Here is a 16953-nt window from a genome sequence, read left to right on the forward strand (position 1 = left end):
AATCGGCTTTTTGCGTTTACTTTTTCCGGCTATACGGCGTATTTTCAAGTGGCAACTTTGTTCTAAAAATACCGTCGCGGTTGTAATACGCAAGCGCCACCGCCGGTGCTGTCGGGATACTGGCAATTTCACCGACTCCCTTTGCGCCACAAGCAAGTTCATTATCGTTATGTTCGATAATATCCACCTTTATCGGCGGTACCTGCGGTGCTTTAAACAGGCCGAGTGTACCGAACTTAGCAGTCGGAACACTCTTTTGCAGCGGATAGTCCTCCGTCAGCGCATACCCAAGGCTCATCACGACACCGCCTTCGATCTGCCCCTCCAGCGAAATCGGATTAAGCGCCCGGCCGACATCGTGTGCGGCTTCCACATACGCAAGTTTTCCTTCTTCATCCAAATCGATGAGGTGCGTTGCATAGCCGTACGCAACATGACTTACCGGATGAGGCTTGTCGGAACCCAGTTTGTCCGTCGGATAGGTATATTCCGCAAAAAACTCTTTGGCGCTCAAGGCGGTAAACAGTTCGGGCAGTATATCTATGTGTTCGGAAAGGCAACCGGTTTTGCCGCGCTTTTGTAGCTCTTCTTCAAGCGCTCTTTTGACATCGGTAGCAGCCATACGAGCACTTTCGCCGGTAAACACGGTCTGACGCGAGGCGGTTGTCTCTCCCGCATCGGGAGCAAACTTGGTGTCGGGTATTTCGTAGTGTAACAGGCTGCGCGGCAGATTAAGCACCTCGCTGACAATCTGCAAGAGGATTGTTCCAACCCCCTGCCCGATACAAGCCGCGCTCGAATAAATATGTACGCCGTCTGCTTGAAGCCGCAGGGTTGTCCGGCCAAAGTCCGGGATGCCGACCCCGAGACCGGAGTTTTTAATGGCACACGCGATACCGGCTTTCGGATGCGCATCGTAATACGGCTTTACCGCTTCGAGGGTTTGTACAAGAGCGGTTGAATCGTCGGCATATTGACCGTTCGGCAGAACCTGCCCGGGACGGATTGCATTCCGGTAGCGGATTTCCCACGGACTGATGCCGACCTTTTCCGCTAATAGGTTTATGCACGATTCAACGGCAAAGCAGCTTTGTGTTACGCCGAATCCTCTGAATGCACCGGCCGGCGGGTTATTGGTATACCATGCACAGCCGAGTATGTCGATATCTTGATAATTATACGGCCCTGCCGCATGGGTACAGGCACGCTGTAGTACCGGCCCGCCGAGGGAGGCATAGGCGCCCGTGTCCGAATGGAGCACGGCTTTTAAGCCGGTTAGGTAGCCGTTCTCATCGCAGCCGAGTGTAAAATCCATCTCCATCGCGTGTCGCTTCGGGTGGATAATCATACTCTCTTTTCTGCTTAAACTCACCTTGACGGGGCGTTCGGTCTTTAACGCAAGGATAGCCGCATGGTGTTGCACGCTCATATCTTCTTTGCCGCCGAAGCCGCCGCCGACCATCTTGGCGATAACCCGCACCTTATCGATGGGTAAGCCGGTCGCTTCCGAACATTCCCGTTTTGTTTGATATATACCTTGATCCCCCGAATAAATAATGACACCGCCTTCTCCGTCCGGCTTTGCCACCGCCGTTTCCGGCTCCAAAAAGGCATGTTCGGTGGGAGGTACGGAATAGTGGTGAGAAACAACATATTTCGAATTTTTCAGCTTTTCATCGGCATTGCCGCGTACGAGGTGTTCTTTTGAAAGGAGGTTCCCGCTTTCATGAACATGAGGCGCATCTTCCGCCATTGCTTCCGCTATGGAGCATACGGGCGCTAATTCTTCATATTCGATTTTTACTGCTTTTTTTGCAGCCTCCAAAATCTCGCGGCTTTCGGCAGCAATCAGAACGATGGCATCCCCTAAATAATGCGTCTCTTTGCCGAGGGGAATAAGCACATCCCAGTCTTTTTTTAAGTGCCCGATTTTTTGCATACCGGGAAGATCTTTCGCCGTCATTACAAGATGAACGCCGGGCATCTTTTCCACATCTTCGGTATTGATAGCCAATATCTTGGCCCGCGGGTATGCAGTGCGTACCGCGCTTCCGTAAAGCATACCATCCGGATACATATCGTCGGCATATTCGGCTGTACCTGCGGCTTTCGCGTATGAATCGACACGGAGCGCGCTGCTTCCTACAGCCGTTTCGGTTTTTCCTTCCGGCACGGGCGTGTTTTCACGGAGCATCTTGGCAGCCAACAAAATAGCTTCTTCAATTTTTACATAGCCGGTACAGCGGCAAATATTATTGCGGATAGCCTGCTTTACATCCGCGGATGAAGGATTAGGATTTTCGTCTATCAACGCTTTTGCACAAATAATCATTCCTGGAATACAGAAACCGCATTGCACCGCGCCACAATGAGCGAACGCATATTGATATACGGCAAGCTCGCGTTCGGGGAACCCTTCAAGCGTTGTAATTGTCTTTCCCGCTAATTTACCGGTCACTTGAACACAGGCCTTCATCGGCTTTCCGTCTATTAAAACAGTACACGTTCCGCATGCACCCTCCATACAACCGTTTTTAACGGAAGTTAAACGTAGTGAATCGCGTAAAAAATAAATAAGTTTTTGGTTTTCTTCGGCTTCAACAATCCGGCCGTTCACGGTTAATGATACCATAGCATACTCCATCCGGAAAGATATTATGTAATTGTGGATACCCAAAACGGATACGCACAAAAGATACCTAAGGGAAGTCCCTAAAAAATTGAGATTTTTAAAGACTGTTCATCAATGAACTGACTCTACCGTATCAGTATAAGGGATAAAAATGGAAAAATCAACAATAAAAAAAGAAAATTAGGATGCCAAAAAAATAGTTTGATTTATGTGGAAAGGTGAATATTCGTACTCTGCATTGGAATACGCTAATTTGCCGTTTTTTACTATTTTGAGTACATTAAAAAAAATTACTTACATATATTGAGGTTATAGCATGGCAAAGTATGAGTTTCAAACGGAAGTTAATCAGCTGCTCCACCTGATTATCCATTCTCTGTATTCAAATAAGGAAATATTCCTGCGGGAGCTGGTGTCGAATGCCTCCGATGCGCTCGATAAGCTGAAATATCTGACCGTATCGGATGCCGCATTAAAAAATCTGCAATTCAATCCCCGTATCGATATTACGTTTAACGAAGATGCCGCAACGCCGACGCTGACTATCCGCGACACGGGTATCGGTATGAACGATGAGGACATCAAAAACAACCTCGGTACGATCGCCCGCTCCGGCACCAAGGCGTTTTTGGAGCAGCTTGCCGCGGAAGATAAAAAAGACTCCAACCTGATCGGACAATTCGGTGTCGGTTTTTATTCAGCCTTTATGGTTGCATCTAAAATCGAAGTGGTCTCAAAAAAAGCAGGGGAAAACACCGTGTGGAAGTGGATTTCCGACGGCAAGGGCGAATATGAACTGGAGCAAACCGATGATTCGGCGTTCCCGCTCATCGATGACGTTCCCGAAGGAGCAAACGGTACCTGCATCTCCCTCTACCTGAACAATGAGGATTCCGAATTTGCAAGCCGCTGGAAGATTGAAGACATTATCAAACGCTATTCGGATCATATCGCATTCCCGATTTACCTCCATTATATTCACAAAGAATATGATGATAAGGGGAACGAAAAATCGCAGGCAGCAAAGAGCGAGCAGATTAACGATGCAAGTGCGCTGTGGCAAAAACCGAAGTCTGAGCTGAAAGACGAGGACTATAAGAATTTTTATAAGTCGCTTTCGCACGATTCTACGGATCCGCTCCTGTACATCCACACCAAGGCGGAGGGTACGCAGGAATACACCACGCTCTTTTATGTCCCGGCAAAGGCGCCCTTTGATATGTACCATGCCGACTATAAGCCCGGCGTAAAGCTCTTTGTAAAGCGGGTGTTTATCACGGAGGACGAAAAAGAATTGCTGCCGGTATATCTGCGGTTTGTGCGCGGTATTATCGACAGTGAAGATTTACCGCTCAATGTCAGCCGCGAAATCCTGCAGCAGAACCGCATTTTGAACAACATCCGCTCCGCCTCGGTAAAAAAACTCTTAGGCGAATTTAAAAAGCTCTCCGAAACCGATAAAGAAAAATACGAAACCTTTATCGCCGAATACAACCGTCCGTTAAAAGAAGGTTTATACAGCGACTACGAACATCGCGACGAGCTTTTGGAACTGATCCGCTTTAGAACAACGAATGAGGAAAATACATGGACGAGCCTTGCCGACTATGTACAGCGGATGAAGGAAGGGCAAAAGGCGATTTACTATATCACCGGCGGCGATGAAAAGGCGCTCAGACAGTCCCCGCACTTGGAAGCGTACAAGGCGAAGGGTTTTGAAGTGCTGATTATGCCGGATGAAATTGACGATATCGTGATTCCCTCCGTCGGCAAGTATAAAGATTGGGAACTCAAGGCTGCAAACCGCGCCGGCTCCGACGAAGAGCTGAGCACTGACGAAGAAAAGAAAGAAGCAAAGCAGAAGGAAAAGGACTTTAAGCCGATTGTCGAAAAAATTAAAACAGCGCTCGGCGATGCGGTAAAAGAAGTACGCCTTTCCAAGCGGCTTGCCGACTCACCTTCGTGTATTGTCGTGGATGAAAACGATCCGAGCTTGCAGATGGAGCGCATGATGCGGGCAATGGGGCAGCAGCTCCGCGGCGAGGTAAAGCCCATTTTGGAAATCAATGCGGAACACCCTATTCTGCAGCGGCTCAAGGATACCGATGACGAAGCGCTCATTGCCGACACCGCATTTGTGCTGTTAGATCAGGCGCTGCTGCTGGAAGGCAGTACGCTCAAAGATACCGCCGACTTTGTAAAACGCTTGAATAAGCTGCTTGCACGGTAAGGTAAAAAAAATCCCGATAGAAAGGCTCTCTTTCTATCGGGATTACATCGTATCTTCAATTTTTGTGTAATAAACCCCTTTTATTCATCGGTTTTTCGTGATATATTGCAGTAAAAGTCGTCGGCATTCCGTGATAGATTACACTAATAATCATTGGGATTTCGTGATTCTTAGAATATCCGTATGTATAGAAAAATAAAGATTTTAGCTGTCTTTCTATGTAATATAATCGATTAAAGAGGTTCCCTTATGGCTATAAACTGCGGTATTGTCGGACTGCCGAATGTCGGCAAGTCAACCATCTTTTCTGCATTAACCCGTGCCCCTGCGGAGGCGGCAAACTATCCGTTCTGTACTATTAACCCCAATGTCGGTATCGTCGATCTGCCTGACGAACGGCTTGCAAAGCTCTCTCAATTTTTTGAACCGAAAAAGACCATCCCCGCTGCCGTCGAGTTTGTCGATATTGCAGGACTCGTAAAGGGAGCTTCAAAGGGTGAAGGGCTCGGCAATCAGTTTCTTTCTCATATCCGTGAGGTAGGTGTTATTGCGCATGTCGTGCGCTGCTTTGATAATCCCGACATCGTTCACGTAAATAACAAAGTTGATCCCGCCTCGGATATCGAAACTATCAATATTGAACTCGCACTTGCCGACCTTGCTTCGCTGGAAAAGCGGGCGGAACGGGCGGACAAGGCAACCCGTATGGGTAAAGATATGCAGAAAGAGGCGGCGATTGCGATGAGCGCAATTGCAAAAATCAAGCCCTTGCTGCAAGACGGAAAGGGCGCCCGCAATGCCAATTTAACCGATGAAGAGCGAGCCGTGATGTACGACACGCACCTGATTACCATGAAGCCACAGCTGTATGTTTGTAATGTCGATGAAGACGGAATCAAAAACGGGAATGCGTATATCGAAACGGTTAAAAAAATCGCCGCACAGGAGGGAGCCGAAACCGTCGTTATCTGCGGAAAGTTTGAAGCGGAGCTTGCCGATATCGACGATGCGGAAGAACGTGCTGCCTTTTTGGAAGAGATCGGGCTCAAAGTTTCGGGCTTATCGGTTCTTGCCCATGCAGCGTATCATTTGATTGGCCTCCGTACCTTTTTTACCGCCGGAAAAGACGAATGCCGCGCATGGACAATCCATGCAGGAGATACAGCTCCCAAGGCGGCCGGCGTTATCCACACCGACTTTGAACGAGGATTCATTAAAGCTGAAGTCTACAGTTTTGACGACTTCCTCAAATACGGCTCTGAACAAAAAATCAAAGAAGCAGGCCGCTACCGCCAAGAAGGCAAGGAATACATCGTGCAGGATCTGAACAAAAAATCAAAGAAGCAGGCCGCTACCGCCAAGAAGGCAAGGAATACATCGTGCAGGATGGGGATATCATATTTTTCAAATTCAACGTCTAGCACCTTTTGAAATATACGGTACATCTACTGCGTTGCTACACAAAAATAAATGCTCAACGTACAAAAAGTACGTCTCCGCTTTATTTTCGCTCGCGCCTTGTATCTGCACCGTCTATTTCAAAAGGCTTACGGAAGGGGTATTGCCAAAGGGGCTCTTTTAAAATATGTGGACATCTGCGTTGTTGCGTCGTATCAGAACGGACAAGGATGTCCGTGGTTCCATACGGCAGCGACGTTTTTGCTTTGCAAAAACTCGCCGCCAGCAAATGTGCATGGGCGCACATTTGCTGGCAAGGTATCTACCCACATCTTTTTAAAAGGCTTACGGAAAGACACCTGTAGCATTTTTTTATCCCCTTTAAAAAAAAGCGAAAATTCGGTATACTCGCCCGCATGGAATTAACTCAAGAGTTTATTGACGGCCTTACGGTAAATGAGGTCGAAATTATGAAACGAATTGCGGAAGAGCTGAACATTAGAATGCAGCAGGTTTCCGCAGTTATCACATTGGTCAACGAAGGATGCACAATTCCTTTTATTTCACGGTATCGTAAAGAAATGCACGGTTCGCTCGATGAAGTTCAAGTTCGGGATTCCGATAAATTGTTTAAATCCTATGTCAACTTGGAAACACGGCGGCTTGAAATTGTGCGGGGTGTGTTTGCAGCGGGAAAGCTGACCGAGCTGCTCTATGACAACATTATGAAGGCATCAACGCTGGCAGAGCTTGAAGATATTTGGGCACCCTTCAAAAAGAAGAAAAAGACACGCGGTATGCTTGCCGTCGAACGCGGTTTGCAGGGCTTAGCGGATTTAATGAAGGAATTGGAGGAAGCAGAGCTTGTAAAACGGGCGCAGGAGTTTGTTAAAACCGATTGTGAAGATGAGACACTCAATGTGCCGACGGTAGAGGAGGCGCTTGCGGGAGCTTCCGATATTATCGCCGAAGAAACAGCACAGGATACGGAAAACCGGAAAGCGGTACATGACTTCTTTATGGCAACCGGTCTTTTTGAAGTGAAGGGTATCGGGGATGAAGAAGCGCAGAAAACCTCCGTGTATCAGATGTACTGGGACTATTCCGAAGCGCTGAACCAGATTAAACCGCACCGGGTGCTTGCCATCAACCGTGGAGAGCGTGAAGGGGTATTGGAAGTAAAAATCAATGTTGATGTAGACGAAGCGGTTGCGCGGGTACAGAGCCGTTCGGTACAGCACAACAAATACTACAGTGAAGCGATTGCAGACGGCATTGTCCGGCTGCTCAGCCCGGCGGTATTGCGCGAAATCCGCAGCAACTTAGGCGAAGATGCCGACACCCACGGCATTACTATTTTTAGCGAAAACTTAAAACACCTTTTGATGACGCAGCCCATTAAGGGAACCCGTGTACTCGGCGTAGACCCCGGTATCAGAACCGGCACCAAATGCGCCGCCTTAGACGAAACCGGCAAGTACCTCGGCTCTTTTGTTATTTATCAGCATAAGACAGAGGAAGCAAAAGCGGCGCTGCTCAAGGCGGTGAAAGACTATAAGGTGCAGCTCATCGCAGTGGGCAACGGGACAGGCTCTCACGAGGTACAAGAAATTGTGTCCGATGTGATTAAAACGCATTGCCCCGAAGTACTGTTTACGGTAGTTGATGAGGACGGCGCCTCTGTGTATTCCGCAGGAGATGTGGCGCGCGAAGAGTTCCCCGACTTGGATTTGACCATCCGCGGTGCTATCTCCATCGGGCGGCGCTTGCAGGATCCCCTTGCCGAACTCGTCAAAATCGATCCCAAGTCTATCGGTGTCGGGCTCTATCAGCATGACTTAAACCAGAAAAAACTTTCAGAAGAGCTGGATGCGGTTGTCGGTTCGGTAGTAAACAATGTCGGCGTCAATTTGAATACCGCAAGCGCCTCGCTGCTCAAATACGTGTCCGGTATTACGAGCGGATTGGCGAAAAAAATTGTCAGCCACCGCGAAAAAACCGGCATCTTTACCGACCGGGAGCAACTTCATAACGTGAGCGGTTTAGGGCCTAAGACCTTTGAACAATGCGCCGGTTTTTTAAAGATACCGGAGAGCGCCAATCCGCTGGATAACTCGTGGGTACACCCCGAAAACTATCCTGCAGCGGAGGTTATCTATCAGATTGTACGTAAAAACGAACCGGTAACCAAAGAGGTTCGCATAGAGCTGCAGGAAAAATATCAGCTCGGCGAGCAAACAGTCAGCGACATTATCGAAGAACTGAAAAAACCGAACCGGGACCCTCGTGAGGACTGCCCCAAGCCGATTATGCAGCAGGGCGTTCTCTTGTTTGAAGACCTGAAACTCGGCATGACCGTTAAGGGCAAGATCAAAAACGTTGTAGACTTCGGCGCCTTTGTTGACCTCGGTATTAAGGAAACCGCCCTGCTGCACATCTCCGAAATGAGCGACAGCTTTGTTTCCGACCCGCTTGAGGCGGTAAAGGTCGGCGATATTGTCGAATGCCGGATTATTGCACTCGACGAAGCGCGCCGCCGCATCTCACTCAGCCGGAAAAGCGAAAGCGGGGTACAGGGAAAGCTAACTGCAAAGCAAAAGGTGGAAGTAAAAAAGATTACCGTAAAGACTAAGGACGGAAAAACCGTTGCGGTTAAGACTAGCAGCGGCGCCCCTGCCGTACAGGGTGAAAAACACCTGAGCCACCGCGGAGAGCGGCAGCCCGCAGTCCGTTCGGAGCGGCGTGTCGCAGAAGCCCGACCACGCAAGGACGACGACGGTACAAAGTACAATCCCTTTGCAGCGTTCTTTAATAAGAAGTAAGGCCGCCCATTCCAATCAACACCTCCAGTACAGAGCATCGGGGGTGTTGATTCTTTAGGGGCCGTTTTTCCGGTCTTCTACATCTTTATAGCAATTCGGAACTAAAGTTTCGGCAATTACCGATTATCCATGACAACAACCAATTAAAAAAACCGTACTTGCTTAAAAGGATAAAAGTTTCTATAATTATAAACTGTCATTTTTTTACAAAATGGTTAGGAGTAAAATATGGAAACTCGAAGCCGTTATGCTCCGTCTCCGACAGGATTACAGCACATTGGCGGAGTACGTACTGCATTATTTAATTATCTTTTTTCCCGCGCTACCGGCGGAAAATTCATCTTGCGTATAGAAGACACCGATCAAACCCGCTATGCTGCCGAATACGAAACAAATCTTTACGATACCCTTGACTGGCTTGGAATGGACTGGGATGAAGGCGGCCCGCGCGGCGGCCCTTATGCCCCCTATATTCAATCGCAACGTTCCGAATTATACCGCGAGTACGCCGATAAACTGGTCAAAAGCGGCCATGCCTATTATTGTTTTTGCGATGAAGAACGGCTCGAACGCATTAGAAAAATCCAGACCATGAATAAGATGCCTCCGGGATATGACCGACACTGCCGTAATTTAACGCAGGAAGAAATCGATGCGAATATCGCAGCGGGAAAACCCTATGTTATCCGTCTCAAGGTGCCGCTTGAAGGAACAACGGTATTCCACGATGTGCTCCTCGGTACAATCGAGTGGAAAAATGAAGACATCAACCCTGACCCTATCTTGCTGAAAAGTGACGGCTTCCCCACCTATCACTTGGCAAACGTTGTCGATGATCACTTAATGAAGATTACGCATGTCATGCGCGCCCAAGAATGGATTCCATCTACACCGATGCATGTCATTATGTATAAGGCATTCGGTTGGGAGCATCCTGATTTTTGCCATTTACCGATGGTAATGGGAAATGACGGACATAAGCTTTCCAAGCGGCACGGCGCGACCAGCTGTAATGAATTCCGCAATAACGGCTATTTAAAAGAAGCGATTATCAACTATGTTGCGATGCTCGGCTGTTCTTACGAAGAAGGCCGAGATATGTTCTCACTCCAGGAATTGGGAGAACGCTTTAATCCCGAACACATCAATAAAGCCCCTGCAATCTTCGACTATAAAAAACTGGAATGGTTTAACGGACAGTATATGCGGCTTAAAACCGATGAAGAACTCTTTGAGTTGACATGGCCGTTCATTGCGAACTCCGGAATCTTCGGTGAGCAAGATCAAGCAGCGCGTGAAGCAGCCGGATTACGTTTTGCCGACCAGACTCTGCTTAAACCTACCGATGAACAAAAGGCAATGCTGATGAAGGTGATGCCACTCATTAAAGAACGCCTCCACTTTTTGACGGAAGCCCCGCAAATGGTGCGGTTCCTCTTTGAAGAACCGACTGTGCCGCCTGCAGAAGAGATTATCCCCAAGAAACTGGATGCGGAGAAAACGAAGGCGGTACTCGAAAAAGCAAAGATCGTTCTGCCTTCGATTGCAAACCTTGACGAGCACGCGGCAAGCGAGGTGTTCCGTGCGGAGGCAGAGGCAATGGGCGTTAAATTGGGCGACTTTATGATGCCGATGCGTATGGCCGTTACGGGCAGCCGCGTAAGTCCGCCGCTGGTCGGTTCGATACAGATCTTAGGTATAGACCGCTCTATTGCCCGTATCGAAAAAACAATCAAGGAACGCTTTGCATAACTAAAAGAGGAGTTTACAGTATGGAAGATCACGCAATTTCAATGGAAAAAATTGTCAGCCTGTGCAAAAGGCGCGGTTTTGTGTTTCAGTCTTCTGAAATTTACGGAGGGCAAAACGGGGCATGGGATTACGGTCCGCTCGGGATTGAATTAAAAAACAACATCGCCCGCGCATGGTGGAAGGAAATGACCCAGCTGCACAACTCAATTGTCGGTATCGACGCCGCAATTTTGATGCACCCGCGTGTGTGGGAAGCATCGGGACATGTGGAAAACTTTACCGACCCGTTGGTGGACTGTAAGAAGTGTAAGGCCCGTTTCCGTGCCGATCAGATTGATCAAGACAAGTTAGCCAAAAAAGAATGCCCCGACTGCGGCGGCGAGCTTACCGATGTACGGAAATTCAACCTGATGTTTAAAACCCATATCGGGCCGACGGACGATAATAGCAACCTCATCTACTTACGCCCCGAAACTGCACAGGGTATTTACGTGAACTATAAAAACGTTGCGCAAGCCAATCGTATGAAAATCCCTTTCGGTATTGCGCAGATCGGTAAGGCATTCAGAAATGAAATCGTAACCAAAAACTTTATCTTCCGCACCTGCGAATTTGAGCAGATGGAAATGCAGTTTTTTGTAAAACCCGGTACCGACGACGAATGGTTCAACTATTGGCGTGAACAGCGGTGGGCGTTCTACAAAAAGCACGGTGTCCGCATGGATAAGCTGCGCTGGCATCAGCATGGCCCGGATGAGCTTGCTCACTATGCAAAAGACGCCTACGATATCGAATACGAATTCCCGATGGGCTTTAAAGAGCTTGAAGGCGTACACAACCGGACGAATTTTGACTTGACCCGCCATACCGAATATTCCGGTAAGGATATGCAGTATATCGATCAAGATAACGGCAACGAGCGGTATATTCCGTATATCATCGAAACCTCTGCCGGTTTAACTCGCAACCTTTTGATGTTCCTCTGCGATGCGTACGAAGAGCAAAAAGTTGCCGATAAAGGCAACGATGATGATTGGCGAACCGTGTTACATTTTCATCCGGTTATTGCGCCGATTACCGTAGCGGTGCTGCCTTTGATGAAAAAAGACGGACTTGCGGAATTGGCACAGGATATTCAAGCGGAATTGCGCGAAGACTTCCGCACAGACTACGACCAATCCGGCGCAATCGGTAAACGATACCGCCGCCAAGATGAAGCGGGAACTCCGTTCTGTGTTACCGTCGATTATGACAGCAAAGAAGACGGAACCGTAACCTTACGCTTCCGCGATTCTATGGAGCAGGTTCGCATTCCCCGCACAGAACTTGCAAACCGCATCAGAACCGAAATAAAAAATTACACAAGGGCGTAGGCGATATTTTCCCGTATAATACAGATAGCACAACATAAACAGCGACACGAGTGTTATACGGGACGCAATACTCTCTTACGCGGAGTTTTCTATGGCTAAAAAATATTTATATAGTGCAGAAGATCAATCTATTCTATCGCCGATATTATATAAGTTTTTCGTTAATCCTTTGGTAGAAATTTTACCTTATCGTGTACCGGCAAATTTTATTACATTTTCATCCTTTCTTTGTATTATTACTGCTTTTTGTGTCGCAGTACATGGGTACTATGTCGGAAGGTACGACCACTGGTGGCTTATTCCATTACTTGCACTGATGTATTTGACCGGCGATTGTGCCGATGGAAAACAAGCTCGAAAAACAGGAACCGGTTCACCGCTTGGTGAATATTTTGACCATTTTTTAGACTGTTTTGTGACCGGTCTTTTAATGAGTATTCTGATGATATCTTTCAAGATAACAAAACCGGCTCTTATTACAATAGGCTTCTTTAATTTATATGCCGGGCAGATTGGAAGTTTCTGGGAACGCTATAAGCGGCGGGTAATGTTTTTTGGAAAAATCGGATCCAATGAAGGAATTGTTGCTATCGGGTTGACATCGTGGCTTATGTCAATACCGTCGATTCACGCAGCAGCAGATACAGTTCTTATTTTGAATATAACAGGCGGAGAAGCTCTGCTGATCACTATTATGTCGGGAACAGCCATCTCCGCAATTCATTCAATCATCCGATCTCATGCAATTTCTATCCGTCTCATTGCGCATTTAATACTATCGTTTGCCGTTACCTATACCGCTGCCTGTCTCTTTGGGAAGAACAATATGGTGTATATCACAGGTGTGGTAAGTTTCTATAATGTATTTTTCCTTTCTTCACTTTTAGCAGCAACAAACCTTGACAGCCGTGAGTGCTTACCGGACATTATCATCCCTCTTTCATTCATATTATTCTTTTTGATCCCGAATTATACTTCACTTATTCAACATGTACAAATTGTATATTTGGTAGTACGGGTTGCGATAAAGTTTATCTCGTTTGTCAGAATAAACCGGCAGTATTGGTATTGGATTAATCCGCCGCCGCCGGATGAAGGTCTTTCATCAACGCGGTAATCCGATCGGGGTAGTCGGTAATAAGACTGTCTACCCCCATTTCAATCAGCTGCCGGTAATCGCACTGAATACTGCCGAACCACGGATTGACACGGATACCAGCCCGGTGCAAAGCCCCAACCAGTTCGGGCGTTACACAATAAGCTGATGGGTGATAACATTCGATACCGAGGTTCTGCACATACTGCTCAGGATGAATTTGCCAACTGTCTACCAATAGTCCGCAAACAACCGATGCATCGAGCTTCTTCATCCGTAGTACACTTTCGTGATTAAAAGACGACACAATACAGCGGCTGATCAGTTTGTACTCCTTCATCAGCTGATATACAACTTCTTCAATTCCTTCATAAACAAAAACGCCGGTTTTTAATTCAATATTTGAAATAATATTCGGCTGTGTTGCAATATATTCAAAGTATTCCCGCAATGAAGGAATGGATGCAAAATCTATCGTTTCAGGATGCGGCTTTGCGGCATTCAACGCTTTTAACTCATGGTATGTTTTCTGTCCGACCAACCCCGTACCGTCAGTCGTGCGGTCAACCGTTTCATCGTGAATAATAACAGCCTCGCCATCTTTTGAAAGATGCACATCAAACTCTATCCCGTCGCACCCGGCTTCTACTGCTTTCCGAAAGGCAAGCATGGTGTTTTCAGGATACCGGCTGCGGAATCCCCTGTGTGCAATATTAAGCATTGTTTTTTCCATCATGACGGGATTATAGCACAGAGGGGGCAATGATGTACACGTAAGATTTTTCCAATCACAGACTTATCACAGACTTAACCATCTGTCGCACTTCCCGGTGAAGTTTGTATAGGGATTTGTTCACCTAAATAACGGGGAGCGGCTTTAATCAGTATTGCACCGACTGCTTTTATCCGCGCAAAAAATTCCCGTATCTGACGGCGTTTTTCTCCGTAGATAAACCGCCGGTCACTTGCAACCCCGTATGCCTCAAGACCCAAACAGCGTGCAATATAGAGAGCCCGATATAAATGATACTGCTGTGTTACAATCACAACCTTTTTTGCACAAAAAATATCACGCGTTCGGTAACAGCTATCGTACGTAGAAAAACCGGCATGATCCGTAAACACACAATCAGCAGGAACACTTCTTTCTACTGCATACTGTTTCATTGCTTTTACTTCATCATAGCTTTTTGTACCATGATCACCACTCATCAGAATCGCCGGCGAAATACCGGCACGGTACAAATCGATACCGGTTATAATTCTATCTTCTAGGATATGGCTCGGCTGTCCGTTGCGCCAAACACGCGCACCTAACACTAAAATGCAATCAGATTTCGAGAGGCACTCATCATCAGCATTTTTGACATATTGTTTTGCAAAGCGAACCATATCGTAATTGATCCAAAGCGCGACAAAAATAAACGCACCACATACAATAAATATTTTTTTCATAAAACTTCTGCGTTTTGATATCTTCATAGTATCTTCCCATCAATTTTAACGATAATAATGACAGATAGTTGCGTTATACCATTCTTCGTAACATTCCGTACAGACGGCGAAAGTGTAGAACGATAAAAAAACCGATAAGGCTAACAATCAATGCGCCGAATATTACTTTGATTGAACTGATCATTTGAGCAATAAATTGTAACACCACGAAAAAATACGGCTTTTGTTCGAAAATTGGATACGCGGTATACCCATCAAAAGACATCGGTATAGACATCACTATAATAATACATCCGAGTATTGAAAGGATAAGAGAAATTCCAAAATACAATCTAAGATATTTTAACAGCCGGTTCATGTAGTTTAAGCCTTTCTCAATAACTTCGCGAATACTTGGCCTGTTCCCCAGAATACCAATCCGAGCGTTACATTCGATACGACCTTTTCAAGATATGCTAATTGATTTAATGTTGCATGCCCCTGCGTTAAAATATCAATAACTAAATTAAGTGCTGCAGCAAGAATAGAGAGCGTAATAAAAATGACGCTGGCAATTTGGATATATTTCGGTATGTCAATGTCTTGCAGCGTCTGCTTTTTCTTTTCTACAGTTTCATTTTCATTCATGATATGCTCCTAATTGATTTGATTTGTTTACGTATTGACTTCCATTATATCAAAACAATTCCAGTTGTGCATTCGGCTTTCCGGGGATTTTATCAAAGGCGCTTAAATACGCAAATATAACATCGGGATTGGTTTCTATGCCGTTTTCTTTGCACCGCGTGCGGAAGATATTCATCAGACGTGTATTGTGCGGACTCATAACGGAATAGCGGGTACCGTAACGCTGGATATATTGTTCTTTTAAGCCCGGAAACGCTGCATCAAGGTTTTTGTAAAAATATTCGCGGTTGCCGTTTCTCAGCGTTAAGCCCATGCCGAAACAGATGATGCCGCGTACTTTTGCTTCGATACAATACTGTAAAATACCTTCGAGATTTTCCACCGTATCATTGATGAAGGGGAGAATAGGTGTAAGCCATACAACGGTGGGAATACCTGCGTCGCGCAATGTTTTTAGCACAGTAAACCGTTCACTGGTAACCGCAACATTCGGTTCAAGTATTTTACACAAGCTATCGTTATAGGTGGTCAGCGTCATTTGTACAACGCATTTTGCTTTGGTGTTTACCGCCTGTAAAAGTTCGAGGTCGCGTAATATAAGCGGGGATTTTGTTATCACCGTAAAACCGAAACCGTAGCGGTGGACAGTCTCTATCGCTTTCCGCGTCATCCCGAGTTTTTCTTCCAACGGCATATACGGGTCGGTCATAGACCCGGTACCGATCATGCACTTATTTCGTTTTCGCCGCAAGGCATCTTCAAGCAGCTCTATTGCATTTTCTTTTATTTCAATATCTTCAAAGCTGTGGTTTATATGATAACACTCACTGCGCGAGTCGCAATAGATACACCCATGTGTACAACCGCGGTATAAGTTCATTCCATTTTTAGCTGATAAAATTCCTTTTGCTTGTACAAAGTGCATCTGTTATTCCTGAAAATCCGGCAGTTTTTAGAGATGGCTGTTATCGTGCCCTATATTTTTTCAATGCTTTGTTTTATACCGATTTTGCATAATCTCTTTTTGCATAAAATATATGCAATATATGTACAATCTTTTCTTTATCATCAATCGAATACAAAGCTAGATAGTTTTTATAAAAAAGGAATCTATGATATCCCTTCTTCTGCAATTTTATATCATTACAAAGGGGATACATATATGGCGAATCCTTTAAATTATTTTTCTGTTTTACAAAGTCCGCAAGCAAATTGGCGGCAGCTGTTACATTTGAAAGCTTTTCCGCAATATACCTGATAATTTCATCAAGATCAGTCTTTGCTTTATCGGTTACTCTGACTTTATAAACCATACTTGGATTTTAGTTCTGCAACTGCATCATCAGCATCGATAACACGCCCTTCTTTCACATCCAGCTCCGCCGCATTCAGATTATCATACAGACGATAAAAAAAGGAGTTTCTTTCAAACGTTTCCATACTCATAATTACCATATCGCCGTAACCGTTTTTTGTTATAAAAATAGGTTCATTACTTTCATGACACAAGGCGGAAATATTTGCAGTATTCTTTAAATCACGTATCGGAACTATTTGCGGCATAACTA

The 16953-nt window shown here is 46.1% G+C and carries 13 protein-coding genes and 1 pseudogene; 7 read left to right on the plus strand and 7 right to left on the minus strand.

Annotation, left to right across the window (positions count from 1 at the left end):
• Positions 1-16: 16 nt before the first annotated feature.
• Positions 17-2632 (minus strand): selenium-dependent xanthine dehydrogenase, encoded by a 2616-nt coding sequence (xdh, locus tag E4N66_RS00095; protein ID WP_253728427.1) that lies wholly within the window; start codon positions 2630-2632, stop codon positions 17-19.
• A 316-nt stretch (positions 2633-2948) separates the two neighbouring features.
• On the opposite strand from xdh, the gene htpG reads away from it, so the two are divergent.
• The 7 genes and pseudogenes from htpG to E4N66_RS00125 all read left to right on the plus strand — a co-directional run bounded on the left by htpG (position 2949) and on the right by E4N66_RS00125 (position 13324).
• Positions 2949-4862, plus strand: coding sequence for a molecular chaperone HtpG (gene htpG / locus E4N66_RS00100; protein ID WP_253728428.1), 1914 nt, complete (start codon positions 2949-2951; stop codon positions 4860-4862).
• A 249-nt stretch (positions 4863-5111) separates the two neighbouring features.
• Positions 5112-6185, plus strand: a pseudogene (ychF, locus tag E4N66_RS00105) (redox-regulated ATPase YchF); the annotation flags it as partial.
• 11 nt (positions 6186-6196) lie between these two features.
• Entirely contained in the window at positions 6197-6283 is an 87-nt protein-coding gene (locus tag E4N66_RS13020; RefSeq protein WP_371922469.1) for a DUF933 domain-containing protein, read from the plus strand.
• Positions 6284-6676: 393 nt separating this feature from the next.
• Entirely contained in the window at positions 6677-9082 is a 2406-nt protein-coding gene (locus E4N66_RS00110) for a helix-hairpin-helix domain-containing protein (protein ID WP_253728430.1), read from the plus strand.
• A gap of 228 nt (positions 9083-9310) precedes the next feature.
• A complete protein-coding gene (gene gltX / locus E4N66_RS00115; RefSeq protein ID WP_253728431.1) occupies positions 9311-10834 on the plus strand; it encodes a glutamate--tRNA ligase in 1524 nt (507 codons plus the stop codon).
• Positions 10835-10854: 20 nt separating this feature from the next.
• A complete protein-coding gene (locus tag E4N66_RS00120) occupies positions 10855-12207 on the plus strand; it encodes a glycine--tRNA ligase (protein ID WP_253728432.1) in 1353 nt (450 codons plus the stop codon).
• Between the two features lie 91 nt (positions 12208-12298).
• Positions 12299-13324 (plus strand): CDP-alcohol phosphatidyltransferase family protein, encoded by a 1026-nt coding sequence (locus E4N66_RS00125; protein ID WP_044014384.1) that lies wholly within the window; start codon positions 12299-12301, stop codon positions 13322-13324.
• Here the strand turns inward: E4N66_RS00125 and E4N66_RS00130 are convergent.
• From E4N66_RS00130 to E4N66_RS00155, 6 genes are all read right to left on the minus strand, one after another.
• Complete coding sequence (locus E4N66_RS00130; protein ID WP_081984405.1) at positions 13281-14039, minus strand: glycerophosphodiester phosphodiesterase; 759 nt, start codon at positions 14037-14039, stop codon at positions 13281-13283. The two genes, E4N66_RS00125 and E4N66_RS00130, sit on opposite strands and share 44 nt — an antisense overlap.
• Positions 14040-14110: 71 nt before the next feature.
• Positions 14111-14758, minus strand: a complete 648-nt coding sequence (locus E4N66_RS00135) for a SanA/YdcF family protein (protein ID WP_253728433.1) — start codon at positions 14756-14758, stop codon at positions 14111-14113.
• 363 nt (positions 14759-15121) lie between these two features.
• Complete coding sequence (locus E4N66_RS00140; protein WP_044014390.1) at positions 15122-15385, minus strand: hypothetical protein; 264 nt, start codon at positions 15383-15385, stop codon at positions 15122-15124.
• 49 nt (positions 15386-15434) lie between these two features.
• Positions 15435-16310, minus strand: a complete 876-nt coding sequence (locus E4N66_RS00145; protein ID WP_253728434.1) for an SPL family radical SAM protein — start codon at positions 16308-16310, stop codon at positions 15435-15437.
• Positions 16311-16383: 73 nt separating this feature from the next.
• A complete protein-coding gene (locus E4N66_RS00150) occupies positions 16384-16698 on the minus strand; it encodes a type II toxin-antitoxin system RelE/ParE family toxin (RefSeq protein WP_253728436.1) in 315 nt (104 codons plus the stop codon).
• Positions 16688-16948, minus strand: coding sequence for a type II toxin-antitoxin system Phd/YefM family antitoxin (locus tag E4N66_RS00155; protein WP_044014397.1), 261 nt, complete (start codon positions 16946-16948; stop codon positions 16688-16690). Before E4N66_RS00155 ends, E4N66_RS00150 begins: the two co-directional genes overlap by 11 nt.
• Positions 16949-16953 lie beyond the last annotated feature (5 nt).

Origin of the sequence: Treponema sp. OMZ 857, from assembly GCF_024181085.1 — a bacterium.
GTDB lineage: Bacteria > Spirochaetota > Spirochaetia > Treponematales > Treponemataceae > Treponema.